Annotated in this window: 19 protein-coding genes; 12 read left to right on the plus strand and 7 right to left on the minus strand. The window is 45.7% G+C overall.

All coding sequences use genetic code 11. The annotated features are described in order from the left end of the window. Positions 1–6 precede the first annotated feature (6 nt). Positions 7–225, minus strand: coding sequence for a DeoR family transcriptional regulator (locus tag KNP98_RS01795; RefSeq protein ID WP_029331202.1), 219 nt, complete (start codon positions 223–225; stop codon positions 7–9). Positions 226–532: 307 nt separating this feature from the next. Here KNP98_RS01795 and pepV point away from each other — a divergent pair, with 307 nt between their 5' ends. The 6 genes from pepV (at position 533) to KNP98_RS01825 (ending at position 7593) form a co-directional block, all read left to right on the plus strand. Continuing rightward, positions 533–1930 (plus strand): dipeptidase PepV, encoded by a 1398-nt coding sequence (gene pepV / locus KNP98_RS01800; protein WP_088837649.1) that lies wholly within the window; start codon positions 533–535, stop codon positions 1928–1930. A 64-nt stretch (positions 1931–1994) separates the two neighbouring features. After that, a complete protein-coding gene (locus tag KNP98_RS01805) occupies positions 1995–3140 on the plus strand; it encodes an MFS transporter (protein ID WP_088837648.1) in 1146 nt (381 codons plus the stop codon). Positions 3141–3145: 5 nt separating this feature from the next. After that, positions 3146–3661 (plus strand): RNA 2',3'-cyclic phosphodiesterase, encoded by a 516-nt coding sequence (thpR, locus tag KNP98_RS01810; protein ID WP_157898490.1) that lies wholly within the window; start codon positions 3146–3148, stop codon positions 3659–3661. Between the two features lie 9 nt (positions 3662–3670). Further along, positions 3671–4537, plus strand: a complete 867-nt coding sequence (locus tag KNP98_RS01815) for a hypothetical protein (RefSeq protein ID WP_088837646.1) — start codon at positions 3671–3673, stop codon at positions 4535–4537. Between the two features lie 38 nt (positions 4538–4575). Further along, entirely contained in the window at positions 4576–6744 is a 2169-nt protein-coding gene (gene pulA, locus KNP98_RS01820; RefSeq protein WP_239456740.1) for a type I pullulanase, read from the plus strand. Positions 6745–6795: 51 nt separating this feature from the next. Continuing rightward, complete coding sequence (locus KNP98_RS01825; RefSeq protein WP_214769055.1) at positions 6796–7593, plus strand: phosphotransferase; 798 nt, start codon at positions 6796–6798, stop codon at positions 7591–7593. Positions 7594–7923: 330 nt separating this feature from the next. Here the strand turns inward: KNP98_RS01825 and budA are convergent, their stop codons facing one another. The 3 genes from budA to cydS form a co-directional block, all read right to left on the minus strand. Further along, entirely contained in the window at positions 7924–8637 is a 714-nt protein-coding gene (gene budA, locus KNP98_RS01830) for an acetolactate decarboxylase (protein WP_029331195.1), read from the minus strand. A gap of 15 nt (positions 8638–8652) precedes the next feature. Further along, a complete protein-coding gene (gene alsS / locus KNP98_RS01835; RefSeq protein ID WP_214810601.1) occupies positions 8653–10347 on the minus strand; it encodes an acetolactate synthase AlsS in 1695 nt (564 codons plus the stop codon). A 164-nt stretch (positions 10348–10511) separates the two neighbouring features. Next, on the minus strand, positions 10512–10613 hold the full coding sequence (gene cydS, locus KNP98_RS16325) for a cytochrome bd oxidase small subunit CydS family protein (RefSeq protein ID WP_371816015.1): 102 nt from the start codon (positions 10611–10613) through the stop codon (positions 10512–10514). 175 nt (positions 10614–10788) lie between these two features. Here cydS and trmB point away from each other — a divergent pair, with 175 nt between their 5' ends. Further along, positions 10789–11430 (plus strand): tRNA (guanosine(46)-N7)-methyltransferase TrmB, encoded by a 642-nt coding sequence (trmB, locus tag KNP98_RS01840; protein ID WP_088837643.1) that lies wholly within the window; start codon positions 10789–10791, stop codon positions 11428–11430. A gap of 116 nt (positions 11431–11546) precedes the next feature. Further along, the gene (locus KNP98_RS01845) at positions 11547–12062 is read left to right on the plus strand and encodes a hypothetical protein (protein WP_029331192.1); all 516 of its coding nucleotides are present in this window, start codon (positions 11547–11549) and stop codon (positions 12060–12062) included. Positions 12063–12133: 71 nt separating this feature from the next. Here KNP98_RS01845 and KNP98_RS01850 read toward each other — a convergent pair whose 3' ends face one another. Continuing rightward, positions 12134–12490: a DUF1304 domain-containing protein gene (locus KNP98_RS01850; protein ID WP_214810602.1), complete on the minus strand. Its 357-nt coding sequence runs from the start codon at positions 12488–12490 to the stop codon at positions 12134–12136. A gap of 58 nt (positions 12491–12548) precedes the next feature. Then, positions 12549–12851 carry a PepSY domain-containing protein gene (locus KNP98_RS01855; RefSeq protein ID WP_029331190.1) on the minus strand — a complete coding sequence of 101 codons (303 nt, stop codon included), beginning with the start codon at positions 12849–12851 and terminating at the stop codon, positions 12549–12551. Between the two features lie 123 nt (positions 12852–12974). On the opposite strand from KNP98_RS01855, the gene KNP98_RS01860 reads away from it, so the two are divergent. Further along, positions 12975–14045, plus strand: a complete 1071-nt coding sequence (locus tag KNP98_RS01860; RefSeq protein WP_088837642.1) for a M42 family metallopeptidase — start codon at positions 12975–12977, stop codon at positions 14043–14045. A 147-nt stretch (positions 14046–14192) separates the two neighbouring features. Next, complete coding sequence (locus KNP98_RS01865) at positions 14193–15206, plus strand: PTS sugar transporter subunit IIC (protein ID WP_214768762.1); 1014 nt, start codon at positions 14193–14195, stop codon at positions 15204–15206. A 163-nt stretch (positions 15207–15369) separates the two neighbouring features. Here KNP98_RS01865 and KNP98_RS01870 read toward each other — a convergent pair whose 3' ends face one another. Then, positions 15370–15660, minus strand: coding sequence for a hypothetical protein (locus KNP98_RS01870; RefSeq protein ID WP_029331187.1), 291 nt, complete (start codon positions 15658–15660; stop codon positions 15370–15372). A gap of 126 nt (positions 15661–15786) precedes the next feature. Here KNP98_RS01870 and KNP98_RS01875 point away from each other — a divergent pair, with 126 nt between their 5' ends. Together KNP98_RS01875 and KNP98_RS01880 are read left to right on the plus strand one after the other, a co-directional pair. Then, entirely contained in the window at positions 15787–16095 is a 309-nt protein-coding gene (locus KNP98_RS01875) for a thioredoxin family protein (protein ID WP_029331186.1), read from the plus strand. Between the two features lie 55 nt (positions 16096–16150). Continuing rightward, positions 16151–16948 carry a DUF1444 domain-containing protein gene (locus KNP98_RS01880; RefSeq protein WP_088837640.1) on the plus strand — a complete coding sequence of 266 codons (798 nt, stop codon included), beginning with the start codon at positions 16151–16153 and terminating at the stop codon, positions 16946–16948. Positions 16949–16954: the final 6 nt, after the last annotated feature.

Raw genomic sequence — 16954 nt, forward strand, 5'->3', positions numbered from 1 at the left:
GCTTGATTAACCGGCTTGGCGTTGCTTTTTACTTGATGTCCAAGTACCACGTCTTGGGCTCACAATGAGATTGTTGTATTCGAGCACATTCAAATCCCGTTGAACGGTCCTTGATGTGATGCCAAACTCTTCAACCAACTCTGCTGTCGTAGTAGCTCCGTTCTCGTTGATAAAGAGATAGATCGACTTAATTCGGGTCAACATACGGTCTGTAGAATCTTTCATTGGTATAACCACTCCCCCAATGGATAGAATAGTGTTCTAAAACTTCGGGTGACAATAGACGGTGATATATCAAGTTGTTTCGTCTTTAGTATAACTCTTTCAGTATAGAATGCAAGTAATTTAACCGAACGTTATTGAAAAAAACATACAAATTGAACATTGATTAACGAATGTAATCGTTTTATTATTTTTTAATGTTCGTCTTAATAAGAGAAATGGAAGAATTAAGATTTTGGATGTTCGTAATCGCCGAACATTCGCTATACTGAAAAGGTGAACGTATTAACGGATAAGGGAGAGGTGTCATATGGTAAATTGGAAAGAAGAAGTTTTAACGCGACGCGAAGCACTTTTGACAGACTTAAAAGAGTTGTTACGCATACCGAGTATACTCGATGAAACAACAATTCAAGAAGGGGCGCCGTTTGGTCTAGAAGTCAAACGTGCACTTGATTGGATGTTAGCGACTGGGGAGCGCGATGGGTTCAAAACAAAAAATGTCGACGGTTATGCAGGGCACCTTGAATATGGTGAAGGTGAAGAACTGCTCGGGATTCTTTGCCATCTCGACGTTGTTCCTGCTGGAGGGGACAGCTGGACGTATGGACCGTTCAATCCGACGCTAGCGGACGGAAAACTATATGCACGTGGTGCGATTGATGATAAAGGACCGACGATTGCGGCATACTATGCGTTAAAAATCGTCAAAGAGTTAGGGTTACCGTTATCGAAACGGATTCGTTTAATTGCTGGTGGAGATGAAGAGAGCGAATGGCGTTGTGTCAATCACTACTTCAAGCATGAAGAGATGCCGACGATTGGATTTGCACCAGACGCTGATTTTCCAATCATCAATGCTGAAAAAGGATTATATGATGGCCTTTTGATCCAAGGGAAACCAGCACAAACTGCAGACACAGGTTATCATCTCGTAACGTTCGTAGGCGGAGAACGTCCGAACATGGTACCGGGTCATGCGACAGCGACGGTCCATGTAGCTGAACACGGATCGATTGAATCTTCATTCCATGCCTACCTGGAAGAGCAAGGATTGACAGGGACAGTGAAGCAAACGGCAGAAGGTCTTGTCTTTGACGTCTTCGGAGTAGCAGCGCATGCGATGGAGCCGGATAATGGTAAAAACGCGGCATTACACCTTGCTCGTTTCTTAAGTACGCTTCACCTCGACTACAATGGACGGCGTTACATCGAACTCGTCATGCATATGTTCCGTGATTCACGCGGTGTCGCATTGGGTGTCGCGGCATCAGATGAAACGGGGGATTTAACGATCAATGGTGGTGTCTTCCGCTATGAAGAGGGACAAGGAACGGCGTCACTCAATATTCGTTATCCGCACAGCGCTGATTTCACGGAGCGTCTACAGTTGATCAAGGAAGCGGCTTCGGCCTATGGTTTCGACCTTCAGACGCGGACGCACATGCCACCGCACCATGTTGATCCAGAACATGAATTGATTCAGACGCTCAGTGCTGTCTATGAACGTCACACGAATCAAAAAGCGGACTTGATTGCAATTGGTGGAGGCACGTACGCGCGTTCGTTAACAGCAGGTGTTGCATTCGGTCCAGTTTTCCCGGGTGGTCCGGAAGTCGCGCACCAAGTCGATGAATACGTTGATTTTGAAGAGTTATTGTTAGCGGTCGCGATTTATGCAGAAGCGATTTATGAACTAGCCAAATAATATGGACATGAATCCCCCGGCACACCGATGACGGGGGATTGATTCTTGAAAGGAAGTACACCGCGTGATCAATCGTCAAAAATATCACTTTCAGGCACTCTACTTTTTTATCTTCTTCGGGCAAGGTGCACTCATTCCGTACTTAACGCTTTATTTTTCGAATGATGCGTTTCAGTTATCTGGTTCAGAAATCGGGACGATTGTTGCGATCGGTCCGATTTTATCGATTTTGTTGCAACCACTATGGGGACTCGCGGCTGATCGTTTTGGTCGACCGAAACGTCTGTTGCTCGTTGCGCTCCTCGCAGCAGCAGGATTTACTGTCAGTTATTTACTGACATCGGTCTACATCCTGCTCTTATTGATTGCATGTTTATGGGCCTTATTCCAATGTGCACATATTCCGTTAGTCGATACACTCGCCATTGAATTTTCGAAGCGGAAATCAGTCGATTATGGCGCACTTCGTTTATTCGGTTCAGCTGGTTTTGCGCTTGCTGTCTTCGTACTTGGGCAGGTGACAGAAGGGGGGACGCTCGGAGCGATTTTTTATGCAAGTGGAGCAGCGCTGATTTTAGCGTTCTTAGTATTGATTGGTATCGAAGCAGCTCCAGTCCAGTTGACGGTCAGTGAACGGATGCCCGTTTCACGACTATTTTCAAATAAGCGCTTCCTGTTATTTTTAGCAGGTGGAAGTCTCGTCTTTGGTCCGATTTTTGCGAACAACTATTATTTCGGAAGTTATGTTACGATTCGAGGCGAATCGACGGCACTCGTCGGGACCTTATTTTTTGTAGCTGTCCTCTGCGAAATTCCGTTCATGCGAATTGCGACACGTGTCTTAATGCGATTTGGCGCGATTCCTGTCCTCGCGTTTGTCTCAATTTTATCTGCTGTTCGGACGGGATTGCTTGCTTTAGAACCACCGGTCTTCTCGTTATGGATCCTTGCGGCACTACAAGGGATGATTGTTGGATTACTGATTCCCGTTGCGCTGGACTATGTGCGTTCGCTTGTCCCATCATCAATGGTAGCTACGGCTGTCAGTACATATATGGCTACTACGACGGGACTTGCGACCGCGATTTTCAATTTGATGAGTGGCGTTGTCCTCGAACAATGGACAATTTATAGTGTCTTTTGGGTATATACAAGTAGTAGCTTGCTTGGGGCAGTGCTCTATCTGATAAGTGGAAGGATCAAGGAGTGATTAAATTGGACCGACATTATTTTATCGCGATTCCTGTACCGCTCCTCGAGTTGAAGCAGTTATCTGAAGCGGTTAATCTTGGTCATTACTATCAACAGGTCTACGGCCAGGAAGACTTTCATCTGACATTACATTTCTTAGGTGGATTGACGGAGCGCGAATTGAATGAATGGCAATGTCGTCTTAAAGAAATTGCAGCTACTGTTCAGCCGTTCACTTTGATAATCAATCATCTCGTTACGTTCGGTAATGAGGACCGTCCACGTGTTTTCGCTGCGGGGGTGGAAGAGACGACTTCTTTATTACGACTCGCGAATCAACTGGCTCCGGAACGACATAAACCGTTCGTTCCTCATATCACACTTGCGAAACGCTGGAATGCAGACTGTGAAGAACCATTGCCAGACATGACGCTACAAGCGAAAATTAATGTCACGGAACTTATTTTATATGAAATCCATCCAGCTGATCGTCCGAGATATCGAATCAATACCTTAGCTAGATGCGGGAAAGAACAGTGAGGTGATCTCATGGCGTTATTGATGAAGTTATATGATTTAGAGAGTAAGTATGAGAAGAACCCGCTCGAAGTCTCAAAACGCTACAAAGAGCAACGGCAGTTAGACTACGAGAATCTATTCCATAAGTGGGAAGCTGGAGACTTGTTTCCGGGCGAGACGATCGTCCGTCCTAAGAAATGGTGGCAATTTTTCAAATCTCCTGTCGTCGTCCAGTTACCAGGGAAACAGATCTCAAAGCCAGCGTTTGATAAATGGTATAAAAAACGAGTCGAGATTCAAAAGTTGCTCTATGTAGCGGGCGGGGCAACTGAAGATGAGATATGGAAATTGCCGCTTCGGCGACACCTCGACTTTTATCAGATGGTCCATCTGTTAAATGATCAATACGGTTTGTTTTATCGTGCTGTCATTCATTATCAACAAGGAGAAGTCGAGTTAAGTTCCTTTGCCGTCGGCCCATCCGCGATTTATTTACTCGATTGGTTGGATGGAGAAGAGAGCATCTATCATATTAAACGAGAGAAATTATGGCGTGAGCAGCCGTTTAAGGCACCGACGAAAAACATTCTGAATCCGTTGATCAGTTTGAAACGGACAGAAGATATTTTACGGCTTGTTTTAGGAAGTGAACTTGAACTACCAATCGAACGAGTCGTCATTGCGTCGAAAGGTTATTTTGATCAACTGCCGAAAGAGTCGAAAACTACTTATGTAAGTAAAGTCGATTTTGCACACTGGTTACACAAAATGAATACATCCGCCCCCTATACAAAAGCTTTTCAAATGCGAGTTTGTGAAAAGATACTAAAAGAAACGTCATCGATCACATTTCAAATGGCGGTCAATGATCAAGAGAATGAACGGATTCAGACGTGAGGAGGGAGCGGCAAAAATTTTGATGTTGTCGCGCACATATGACGAAAATGAAAAGTAGCGAACTAGCGCTGATGCACCCACAATTAATTTCAGCGGAATTTTTGACGTTTCAATCGATTTTGGTCGAATCGAAACAGTCATTCACTAAAGAAGACGTGCAGTTAGTTTCAAATCAGGCAATCATCGATTATGCTGTCATTTCGCAACAACAAGACGGAGGAGTCGCACGTCTCATTTTGGAAGTAGAGGGAGCGATTGAGTTAGGGAGTGTGTATGAATTAGTGAGTGCGACACAGGGACGGATTCGAATCTTTCCGGGGCGTGTTGTTCAAACATCGTTGTTCGATCGTAAATATAGTTACGAAGGACCGCTTGGCGTCATGATGGATGATGGGATGTTATCGCTTTTTGTCTGGTCACCGATTGCGGAACGTATCGAGTGTGTCATCTACGATACAACAGAAACAGTTCTGAAAACGAGCGAGATGAAACGGGGCGATCGTGGTGTTTACCAAATTACGTTAGCTCGCGAATATGAACACGCCCGATACCGTTATCGCGTGACGACGTACTTAGGGACGACCGAAGTCGTCGATCCATATGCAAAAGCAGTGACGGCGAACGGACGGTTCGGCGTCCTGTCAGATGTCGATCAAGAAATCAGGCAGCGATTTCCGAAGCGGAAAAAACGTCCGATTCTTGTGAAACCGACGGATGCAGTAATTTATGAAGCGCATATCCGGGACTTCACGATTGATGCGACATCAGGATCGACGCACCCGGGACAATACCTGGGTGTGTCCGAGCGGGGGACGCGTTCTCCGGCTGGGAAGAAGACGGGACTCGATTATTTGCTTGACTTGGGCGTAACACACGTTCAACTTCTACCGGTACATTTGTTCGGTTCGACGGATGAAATTACACGCTCACCATACAATTGGGGATACGACCCCGTAAACTGGTTCGCACTGGCGGGTAGCTATGCGAGTGATGCGACAAATCCGCGAACGCGGATTTTCGAGTACGTCGAGATGATTGATCAGCTGCATGCTGCCGGTATCCGGGTCACGTTTGATGTCGTCATGAATCATGTCTATATTCGTGAGCAGGCAGCACTCGAACATCTTGTTCCTGGTTACTACTTCCGTTATGAACTCGACGGGACGCTAGCGAATGGAACGGGCGTCGGAAATGATACAGCATCAGAACGTTTTATGATGAAACGATTGATTGTTGACTGCGTGACCTATTTCGCGGAGGTACTCCAAATTGATGCCTTCCGATTTGATTTGATGGGAATTCACGACGTGGAGACGATGAACAGCCTTCGGACGGCGCTTGATGCGATTGATCCGACAATCCTCATCTACGGGGAAGGATGGGATCTTGCGACACCGTTAGCCGCACGGCGAAAAGCGATTAGCTCCTCAGCTGCACGGATGCCTGGGATTGGTCATTTTAATGATGTCTTTCGGGATGCACTGAAGGGATCAACGTTTAATGAACATGACCGTGGATTTGTGTCGGGCGATCTTTGGAAAGAAGGAGAGGTTCGAAACGGAATAGCCGGAAGTGTGACGCTTGAGAATCAAACGTACGGTCGTTTCCCAGAGCCGACCTACTCGATTAACTACGTCGAAGCACATGACAATCATACGCTGTTTGATAAATTGAGCCTTGCTAGACCGGATCTCGATGAAAACCAACTTCTACGAATGAGTCGTCTTGCACAAACGATTGTGATTTTAGCAGAGGGAATTCCATTTCTTCATGCCGGGCAAGAATTTGGTCGGACGAAACAAGGTGTCGAAAACAGTTATAATGCACCCGATGCCATTAATCGATTGGATTGGACATTGCGGGATCGTCATTTTGAGATGGTCGACTATATTAAAAATATCTTACAGATTAGACGGATGCACGGTGGTTTCCGCTTGCACTGGGCGAATCAGATTCAAGAATCGCTTCATTTTTTACCGATGCGACCGGGTGTCATCGCTTACGAAGTGGATGCGATTCACTCTTATGATGCCTGGCAGCGAACACTCGTCGTGCATAATGTGACGGATGAAACAATCGAGATTGCGCTCGATCACCCGATGTGGAATCTTCATGTTCAAGGTGATGAAGCATCCGTCACCCCAATCGAAAAAGGCGTCGCCAAGATTAAAGTGCTTCCGTTGTCAACGACGATTGCGACATGTTAAGATATTCATTGTGCCTTATGGCAAATCTATTAAAAAGTTGAGCGGATTATGATGGAATTAGATATTTTAGATGCGCTTGGCGAAGGCTGGACGCTTACGCCAGCAGGCGGCATTACAGGTGAAGCGTACGTCGCTTCGACTGGACAGTCAAAATTATTTTTGAAGCGGAACTCTTCTCCGTTCTTAGCCATTTTATCGGCGGATGGAATCGTTCCGAAGTTGCTTTGGACTAAACGAATTTACAGTGGGGATGTCATCAGTGCGCAACAATTCATTGAAGGAAACGAGCTCGAACCGGAAATGATGGAGCGTCCAGAGGTGGCCCGATTACTAGGGAAAATACATGATTCAAAAGAGTTGTTGTTCATGTTACAACAACTTGATCAACGACCGATTGAACCAGACGAGCTATTGCGTCAATGCCGGCTCTATTTTCAACCGGCAGAGCTACGTGAAGCAAACTTGATTGAACAGGCGATTGGTTATTTAGAGACGCATTTAGCGCTTGTCCGAACGGATGAGCAAGTCGTTTGTCATTCAGATTTAAATCACAACAATTGGTTGACGGGGGCGGATGGTCATCTCTATCTAAATGATTGGGATGATGCGATCATCGCCGATCGTGCCTATGATTTAGGGATGATGCTCTATAGTTATGTTGACGAGGAATACTGGCCGGAATGGTTTGCGAGTTACGGTCATCCGTTGACCCTTGAATTAAAACAGCGCATGCATTGGTACGTGGTGGCGCAAGCGATTTTGTCGATTTACTGGTATGAAGATGCACAACATCCGGATGCGCCAGAAAGTTATGTTTTTCTCGCGCAGTTGCTCGAAAATGAAATGTAATCGGCAGGGGCGGTTGGACCAGTGAGAAAAGGTGGGCATCACTTGCGGGTGATCGACCATCTTTTTTCTGTGATACCGTTAAAACATTCGTTTCCCGCAGGAGTCACAGAAAATGAAAATAACTAAAAAACCGCCAAAGTGCAATAAGCGCTTTGGCGGTTTTAGTTGAAGCGAAAAAATTAACCACAGATTGTAGACAAACTCTTATAAAGAGTGAACATGCTATATCGAGATGCAAACAATTCGCGTTGCCCTGTCTCGCCTCGACCGAGGAAAGCAACGAAACGTGACACTTTATCTCCTGATAGAACTTTGTCTACAGCCTGAACATTAACCTTCTGCTATTTTTATTTCTTGTTCGATGTCATGACTTTCAAGATCTGCTTCTCGGTAAGCAGCTGTCGTCGGTAGACGTAAATCAAGGCGTGGTTTTTCTTCGAATGAGACGGTGACGTTCTTGACCGTGTAATCGAAGACGTGCCCGCCACCTTCGCGGGCTTGATCGATGAAGTGTAGATGATATCCGGCGACGGCAATCCCGTGACCGAAGCGTGGTGTATAGTAGCCGGCAAGTGTCCCTTCCGTCTGTTCGAACGTCCGTGCACTTTGTGTCGCAACGGCTTCCGTGATCGGGACGAATGGTTGTTCTTGGCGTGCGACCGTCCGTGTCTTGACTTCCGTGAACTCTCCATCGATTCGCACGGCATAAAAGCTGTTGATTGTCGCGAGTTGCGTGCTTAGCCAATGCTCGAAGTCTTGTTTCGTCATTTCTTGATCGATTTGAATCGACTGTGTCGGAGTAAATCGAGTCAACGTACAAAACGGTGTCGTCGTTTCGGGGTCGAGCGGGCGGGCGCTCCCGTCAGAACGCAATTGATAAAAGGTATTATCAAAACCAATCATTTCTCCGTCGAGATGGTCGAAGGTTCCGATGCCGAAGTCGCGCCCGTCAAGAACGGACGCATAACTGACCTCGCTTTCGAAGACGCCGTCGAGTAACGCCATCATCGTCGAGATTTGAAGTAACGTATCATCGTTCGTCATCTGCTCATCTCCTTATCAGTTTAATTGATCCAAGTGTACTTCTTTTCCGAGCGCAGCATTATCGCTGTAATCGATCGGAACATCAATGATGACAGGTCCTTCTGTTTTCCAAGCTTCTTCCATGACAGCGACGAGTTCAGACGGATGATTGACGCGTAAGCCTTTTGCACCAAAACTTTCCGCATACTTCACAAGATCGACATCGCCGAATGATGTGCCTGATTTCCGTTTATATTTCATTTCTTGTTGGAACGCGACCATATCAAAGCCGCTGTCACGCCAAACGAAATGGACGATCGGAGCATTCAAGCGGACGGCTGTCTCAAGTTCCATTGCAGAGAAAAGGAACCCGCCGTCACCTGAAATCGAGACGGCTTTTTTACCAGGACGGACGAGTGTCGCTGCGATAGCCCAAGGTAATGCAACACCAAGTGTCTGCATCCCGTTACTGAACAAGAGGTGACGTGGTTCGTATGAACGGAAGTGACGCGCCATCCAGATATAATGTGAACCGACATCAACCGTTACGGTAACGTCATCTGCAATCTGTTCGCGTAATGTCTTCATGAAATAAAGTGGATGCGTCAATAGCGAGTCTTCGACGACCGGCGGGACGTCCCGCTCGACGAGCCGTTGTTGAAGACCGTTCAAGAATGTATCCGTGCTTGTTGACAAGGCGAGTGGCTTCAGACGATCGGATAACGCATCAATCGTTTTCGCGACGTCACCGACAAGCTCGCGATCAGGACGATAGAAGTGATCAATTTCAGCCCGCATTTGGTCGATATGAATTAATGTCCGTTCATTCGTTGGTTTGTTCCAAAACTTCGGATCGTAGCCGATCGGGTCATAACCAATGGATAAGACGAGATCCGCTTCAGCGAGCAACGCGTCACCTGGTTGGTTGCGGAATAGACCGACACGACCATAAAAATTAGATTCTAAGTCACGTGACAAAGTCCCCGCAGCTTGGAACGTTTGGACGACGGGAATCGAAACACGGTTCAATAAAGTGCGAATCGCTTTGACGACGTCCGGTTGACTGGAACGCATACCGAGCAGGAGAACAGGGAGTTTCGCTTGTTCGATCAGTGTGGCCGTCTCTTCGACCCATTCTTCTGGAGCAATCCCGAGTTTTGGTGTCGGTACGGCTTTAAAGGACGTGACGTTTGATTCGTTTAAACCGACATCTTGCGGAATACTGACGAAAGCAGCACCGGACGTCGTTTCGGCAGTCCGGAAAGCATTCGAGAGGACTTCTGGGATATTATCCGCATCTTGAACTTCCGCGCTGAAGTTCGTGATTGGCGTAAAGAGTGCTTGGTTGTCCATCGATTGATGCGTCCGTTTGAGTCGATCGGCACGTGAGACGGCACCGGCAATCGCGACGACCGGATCGCCTTCCGAGTTAGCTGTCACGAGACCTGTTGCGAGATTTGATGCGCCCGGACCAGACGTAACGAGGACGACCCCTGGTTTATCCGTCAAACGTCCGATTGCTTGGGCCATGAAAGCGGCATTTTGTTCGTGACGTGCGACGATTAATTCAGGACCACGATCTTGTAAGACGTTGAAAACAGAATCGATTTTTGCTCCGGGAATTCCGAAGATGTATTCGACCCCTTGCTCGATTAACGTATCAACGACCAAATCAGCTCCTGTTTTTTTCTGTACTAAATTTTCATTTTCGCTGTTTTCGTTTTTGTTCATTACAATTCTCCTTCGTTATCAACGTATTTTGTCGATTGATAGCTGTAATATAAAAACTGTTTCATCGAAATTATACATCTGTTTTAGTCAGAAACCAACCATAATCCTTTAGAAAGTAAAAAAGGCATCTTGTGACAGAACACAAGATGCCTACTGAATCGCGATTATTTAGCGTCAACTTTACCGAATGTCGCCCAAACGAAAAGAGCAGTCACGCCCATGACGAGAACGATCGGTGATGCCCACATGATTAAGAAATTTTCCAATGTCAAAACCTCCTTTAGGGATAGTCCGTATAGTAAGTGTAGTAGATTGCTCAGTAATTCTCAAGTGACGATCTGCTGAACATTCGACTCTGCTAAACGAATAACATCTTATATAATTACCCGAATCATGATAAACTTATCTGCGGATAATTTAAGAATTGAAAGGATGAACAATATGCGTTTACGCCACAAGCCTTGGGCGCTGGATTATATGAAAGAACAGGCATCGATCTATATCGCGGACCCGGCGACCTTAAAAGGAAACTGGTCAGAAGAATTTAAAAATGAACATCCACTATACATTGAGGTAGGTTCCGGAAAAGGGGCATTCATCACGGGTATGGCAAAGCAACACCCGGATATCAACTTCATCGCGATTGAATTATTTGAAAGTGTTGCGGTTGCAATCGTTCAAAAATTGGTCGAAGAGCCACTACCTAACGTCCGTGTCTTGACGGTCGATGCAAAAGACTTACGTGACTTCTTTGAAAAGGGAGAAGTCACTCGTGTCTACTTAAACTTCTCTGATCCTTGGCCGAAGTCGCGTCATGCGAAACGACGTCTCACATATAAGACGTTCCTCGCGACGTACGAAGACATTTTGCCGGAGCAAGGTCAGATTCACTTTAAGACGGATAACCGTAAACTATTTGAATCGAGCCTGATGACGATGTCAGCTTACGGTATGACATTCGACTGGATGTCGCTTGATTTACACGTTAATGAGCCGGAAGATAACGTCAGAACGGAGTACGAAGAACGTTTTTCAGCACTTGGTCAACCGATTTATCGGATGGAAGCAACGTACGGAAAATGATTTAGACAAAAAGTTTTCTTATTTTCCTGGTATTTCTTTCACACTTTTTTCTTATTAATTGGTACAATGTTGTTGACTGAAGAACTTGTACTTACAGGTAAAGGGGGAATTTGGGGATGTGGCAAAAAAGCTTAGCCTTCGTAACAGCACTCTTTCTCGCGCTGAGTATCGGTCAATCGGTATTCGCTGCGATTGATACGTCAGCAATGGAAAAGGCTCTCGACGAGGAATTAAAGAGTTCGCATTACGATTATAAAAAAGGTTCTGTAGAAATCGAGGACCCGAAAACATTCACTGGTGAAAAAGGTGAAGAAATCATCGGCGGAATCGCTGTCATCGAGACAGTCCGTGATGGCATCTTTATCACAATCAAACGTGAAATCCACTTCTATAACACGGAGAGTAAAGAGATGTTGACGAACGCAGATGCTGCGAAAGTAGATGGCGTCAAAGAATACATCGACAAAAACTCGAACAACTTACAGCAGAAAGTAGTCTACTGGTTACCGATGTTATTGATGATCTTGTTGATTGCCGTACCAGCAATTGTACTTTATGTCGTCGTACCACGTCTTTATTCGACAAGTGAATACATGAACCCGATCTACGAACGTAACGATAACCCACGTTAATCGTTGTCGGACAAAACGAAACACCCGCCTAAGAGGAAGTAAGATTCCGAAGAGGTGGGTGTTTTTTTGAACTAAAAAAATAATACGACGAGAAATGCCAAAATGGCAGGCAGTCCTTGTTTGTAGAGAATCGAGACATTTGCTGTCGCTGCACCGTACAGGGCGGCGATGATGACACAACTTAAGAAAAACAGTTGAATGACAGATGAATCAAGGACAAGACCGAAAATCAATCCGGCAGCAAGAAAACCATTGTATAATCCTTGATTGGCAAACAATGTTTTGATGCGTGGATCTGCTGCGATTTCCTTCGTCAGTCCAAACGTACGAAGCGCTGGTTTTGAAGATAAGAAAAACATTTCAAGAGCTAAAATATAGAAATGTTCAAGGGCAACAAGTAAAACAAGAATCGTTCCGAGTGGGTTCATGAAAGTTCGCTCCTTAAAAAAAAGACCATACTTCGACTGACGAAGTATGGTCCCGATATTATGCGTATTCGAGTAAAGCGCCTGTTTCTGCATCAACTGTGAATTGATACGTTTTTTCATCGTCACCTTCAAGGACCGAGATGCCACCTTTGTAGCTTTGGTAGTCACGTGACTCATATGCGTACGCCTCTGGTGTTGCAGAGATCCATGCACCTTGGACACGTCCTTTTGCTGAAAATGTGCGTTTCGTGATTTCGAGAGCTTCCTCGGCAGATAGTTGTTTGTTGTCGACAGCCTTCTTAACTGCGAAAGTTGCAACGACAGCTGCTGCCAAACCGATAATCCAATAGCGTTTTTTCATTAAAATTTCCCCTCCTTACAGGTTTCTATACCTACTGTACCAAATAATTCGTCAAGATAGAAACAAAAGCTTAAGTGATTGAAGCATTTTTTTGTATAATAGAAAAATAGGAGGCGATACATAGTGAATGAAAAGACAAAAGATCTATTTAAAACATTGACGGAATTGAACGGGGCTCCAGGGTTTGAGCATGAAGTCAGACAGTTCGTCCGAGAGCGGATTACACCGGTGACGGATGAAATCGTTACAGATGGTATCGGATCGATTTTCGGTAAACGGACGGGTCAGGCCGATGGTCCGAAAGTGATGGTCGCAGGTCACATGGACGAAGTTGCCTTCATGGTCACACAAATCACGAAGAACGGGATGCTTCGGATTCAGCCGCTCGGTGGTTGGTGGAGTCAAGTTCTACTTGCACAACGCTTTTCGATTTGCGGCGATCATGGAATCATTCCGGGAATCATCGCATCGACACCGCCACATCTCTTAACAGAGGAAGTGCGGAATAAACCAATGGCGATCAAAGACATGTTTATCGATATCGGGGCGGACTCAAAAGAAGAAGCGGAATCGTTTGGCGTCCGACCAGGAATTCCGGCTGTTCCATTCTTCCCGTTCACACCGATGGCGAATCCGAAAAAAATCATGGCGAAAGCCTGGGACAATCGGTACGGGGTCGGTATGGCGATTGAGTTGCTTGAAGAGACGAAGGCAGCCGATCATCCGAATGTCTTATTCTCTGGTGCAACTGTCCAAGAAGAAGTAGGATTACGCGGAGCACAGACGGCGACGAACATGATTGATCCGGATGTCGCATTTGTTGTCGACGCTTCACCAGCGAACGATGCTTCAGGCGATAAAACGGAGTTTGGTCAACTTGGTCAAGGTCCTTTGTTACGCATCAAGGATAGCGTCATGATTCTATCGAAGGAAATGACGGATTATGTACTTGATACGGCAGAATCGAATCAGATTCCGTATCAGTATTATGTTGGAGCGGGCGGGACGGATGGCGGTGTCATTCATCGTTCGAACAATGGGATTCCGACGACGGTCGTTGGCTTACCGGCTCGCTATATCCATACGCATGCTTCAATCATGCATACGGATGACTACGATGCGGCGAAAGAGTTGTTGAAAAAACTCGTCACGCAATTGGATGCGACAACGCTCGCGACACTACAAGTGAAGTAAGCAATCCGGAAGGTGGATTTGTCTCTATGGACAAATTCACCTTCTTTTTCGCGAAACACATGTCTTGTCAGGTGAAATAACATTTGTGTTTTCTTTTATGGGAAATTTGTTATAATAACGTTGATTTGACGAAAAGGACGTGGCGACTTGTTAAAAGATAAAGGAATATCATTAAGCCCTCGGATTTATTTCATTACAGTGCTCAGTTATATGGCGCTCGGTTTATTTAGCTCGTTGATTATGGGATTGATTCTGAAAACGATTGGCGACGGGTTGGTGACACGTGGAGTCGATGCATCGATTCTCGTCACGATTGGGGATCAAGCGATTGCGTTGACAGGACCAGCGATTGGTGTTGCTGTCGCGTTCGCTTTAGAGGCACCGCCGTTGATTTTATTTTCAGCAGTCGTTGTCGGAGCGTTCGGTTATGAAGCAGGCGGACCTGCCGGGAGCTATATCGCGGCGTTGATTGCGACGGAGTCCGGAAAACTGTTTTCAAAAACGACGCGTCTCGATATTATCGTGACACCTTTACTTACGTTAGTGATCGGCTTTTTAAGTGGGAAGTATATCGGTTCTTGGATTGGAACGTTGATGACGGATCTCGGGGAAGTCATTCGCTGGGGAACGGAACGCGAACCGCTGCTGATGGGGATTTTTGTTGCGACGGTCATGGGACTCGCGTTGACAGCGCCCATTTCAAGTGCTGCTTTAGGCATCATGTTAGGACTGGATGGATTAGCCGCAGGGGCAGCGACGATCGGTTGTGCAGCCCAAATGATTGGATTTGGTGTCATCAGTTATCGTGATAACGGGATTGGTGGATTGATTGCACAAGGGGTCGGGACATCGATGCTTCAAGTCGGAAATATCATCCGTAATCCGTGGACGATTATTCCCCCAACGCTTGCCGGTGCGTTGTTGGCACCATTCGCGACAGTCTTGTTCAGTCTCGAGAGTAATCCGGCGGGTTCTGGAATGGGGACGAGCGGATTAGTTGGTCCATTGATGGTACTGAAGACAATGGGCTTCACGACAGAATATTATCTTGCTGTCGGCATCCTATGTTTCGTCGCTCCGGCAATCATCAGTTATCTAATTTACCGGGTATTGTACCGGTATGGACGTATTAAGGATGGCGATTTAAAAATCGACTATTGAATCTAAAAAAGGGCTGACTCATAAGTCAAAAAAAATAATCCTTGTGGCGGACGTTTCCGTCCTTCATCGATCAAATGGCCGATGATCCCACTTTTCACGGGATCTTCGGCCACTTCTAATTAATTAAAAGTCGTTCACACTTTTAAGTCAGTCCCTTTTGTCATTATAAAGAAAAACCGAACGAACTCGAGTAGAAACTCGTCAGAAATACGTAGAGATAAATTAAATAGAGGGGGGTCAAGTAACGCATCCGGACGACTGGTAACTTTCGGGCGACACGTTTCCCGAGTGCTTCAAGGACAAGGATAATCGCAAACCCGATAACTAAGAATGCTAAAATCTCAGGTAATCCTCGTTCAGAATCGATAAAAGAGTAACCGTAGCGAAGGCAACTCGTCATTCCAACGAAGCCGACGAAACGTTCGAATGGATGTTTAATAGGTTGGTCCGTCATAGTGATTTCCTTTCAAGGCGTTTTCTAGTTGAAGTATAGCAAACAGAGCGTGAAAACGCACAGAAACATTCGAATATGCTATGATGTACCCAATGAAATTAAGAAGTAATCAAAGGAGGAACTACCATGAAAAAACTTGATTCTCAACAACTATTTGAAACAGCGAAGCAAGGAAATGCTGTTTTTCTCTTTTCAGCAAACTGGTGCCCGGACTGCCGCTTTCTCGATCCGTTCATGCCAGAAATCGAAAGTAAATTCAGTGAGTTTGAATTTTATTACGTCGACCGTGATGAACATATGGAAATTGCCCAGGAAATGGACATCTTCGGCATTCCGAGTTTCGTTGCCTATCGTGGAAACGAAGAAACAGGACGTTACGTCGGAAAAGAACGTAAAACACCTGAACAAGTGACCGAATTTTTAGAAACAGTCTGACACGAAAGCGAGCGCTGTCTCGCTTTTTTTCATTAAGAAAGGATGGAAATGACCCATGGAACTGCAACAAATTCGCCGTATGGTGACGGAAGCATTTGAAGAAGAACGTTATACGACGTACTTTGATCGTGAAAAATCGGTCCTTCGGATTGAACGAAAACAAGACCGGACGGGCGTTGACCTTGGATTAAACCCGCTCGTCGCAAAGGCAAAGCGGCGAGGTGTCATTGCTGTTGAAGAGACGATTGAGTACATCAAAGCGGTTCTAGAACAAACGGAGCCTGTCTCATTAGTCGGAAATGAACAAAAAGTATTACCAGTCATTCGAGCGAAGTCGTTCGCTGACGAAACGAAAGATGGCAAGCGAATCATCAGTACGCCACATACGGGTGAAACAAAAATCATGTACGCTCTTGACTTAGGAGCGACCTATCGCCTAATTGATGAAGATTTAGTTGAACAGGCGGGGTGGACGACTGAACACTTGTCTGAAGCAGCACGCTTCAACTTGAAGTCGCTCGAAGCACCATTCAAGGTCGATGAAGTCGCAGGAAATGTCTTTTATTTCTTGAGTACAGGAGATGGCTATGAGGCTAGCCGCGTCCTCAACAAACAATTGTTAGCAGATTATGCAGACAAAGTGACAGGCGAATTTTCGATTGGGATTCCTCATCAGGACGTCTTAATTTTTGCGGATATCCGAAATGACGCGGGCTATGATGTCTTGCAACAGCTAATGTTTGACTTCTTCACAAATGGACGTGTACCGGTTACGGCACTCCCATTCCTATATGAAGACGGAAATCTTGAACCGGTCTTCGTCCTTGCGAAAAACAAGCATCCGAAACCTTGAATAATC

This window comes from Exiguobacterium sp. s127, from assembly GCF_018618695.1.
In the GTDB taxonomy this organism is placed as follows: domain Bacteria; phylum Bacillota; class Bacilli; order Exiguobacteriales; family Exiguobacteriaceae; genus Exiguobacterium_A; species Exiguobacterium_A oxidotolerans.

Excerpts from the sequence above, each read along its gene's own strand:
- KNP98_RS01825 (WP_214769055.1), top strand. The coding sequence starts at position 6,796 with ATGGAATTAGATATTTTAGATGCGCTTGGCGAAGGCTGGACGCTTACG.
- KNP98_RS01795 (WP_029331202.1), bottom strand. The coding sequence starts at position 225 with ATGAAAGATTCTACAGACCGTATGTTGACCCGAATTAAGTCGATCTAT.
- KNP98_RS01855 (WP_029331190.1), bottom strand. The coding sequence starts at position 12,851 with ATGAAAAAACGCTATTGGATTATCGGTTTGGCAGCAGCTGTCGTTGCA.
- trmB (WP_088837643.1), top strand. The coding sequence starts at position 10,789 with ATGCGTTTACGCCACAAGCCTTGGGCGCTGGATTATATGAAAGAACAG.
- budA (WP_029331195.1), bottom strand. The coding sequence starts at position 8,637 with ATGACGAACGATGATACGTTACTTCAAATCTCGACGATGATGGCGTTA.
- KNP98_RS01850 (WP_214810602.1), bottom strand. The coding sequence starts at position 12,490 with ATGAACCCACTCGGAACGATTCTTGTTTTACTTGTTGCCCTTGAACAT.
- alsS (WP_214810601.1), bottom strand. The coding sequence starts at position 10,347 with ATGAACAAAAACGAAAACAGCGAAAATGAAAATTTAGTACAGAAAAAA.
- KNP98_RS01875 (WP_029331186.1), top strand. The coding sequence starts at position 15,787 with ATGAAAAAACTTGATTCTCAACAACTATTTGAAACAGCGAAGCAAGGA.
- pepV (WP_088837649.1), top strand. The coding sequence starts at position 533 with ATGGTAAATTGGAAAGAAGAAGTTTTAACGCGACGCGAAGCACTTTTG.
- KNP98_RS01880 (WP_088837640.1), top strand. The coding sequence starts at position 16,151 with ATGGAACTGCAACAAATTCGCCGTATGGTGACGGAAGCATTTGAAGAA.
- KNP98_RS01870 (WP_029331187.1), bottom strand. The coding sequence starts at position 15,660 with ATGACGGACCAACCTATTAAACATCCATTCGAACGTTTCGTCGGCTTC.
- KNP98_RS01845 (WP_029331192.1), top strand. The coding sequence starts at position 11,547 with ATGTGGCAAAAAAGCTTAGCCTTCGTAACAGCACTCTTTCTCGCGCTG.
- KNP98_RS01815 (WP_088837646.1), top strand. The coding sequence starts at position 3,671 with ATGGCGTTATTGATGAAGTTATATGATTTAGAGAGTAAGTATGAGAAG.
- pulA (WP_239456740.1), top strand. The coding sequence starts at position 4,576 with ATGACGAAAATGAAAAGTAGCGAACTAGCGCTGATGCACCCACAATTA.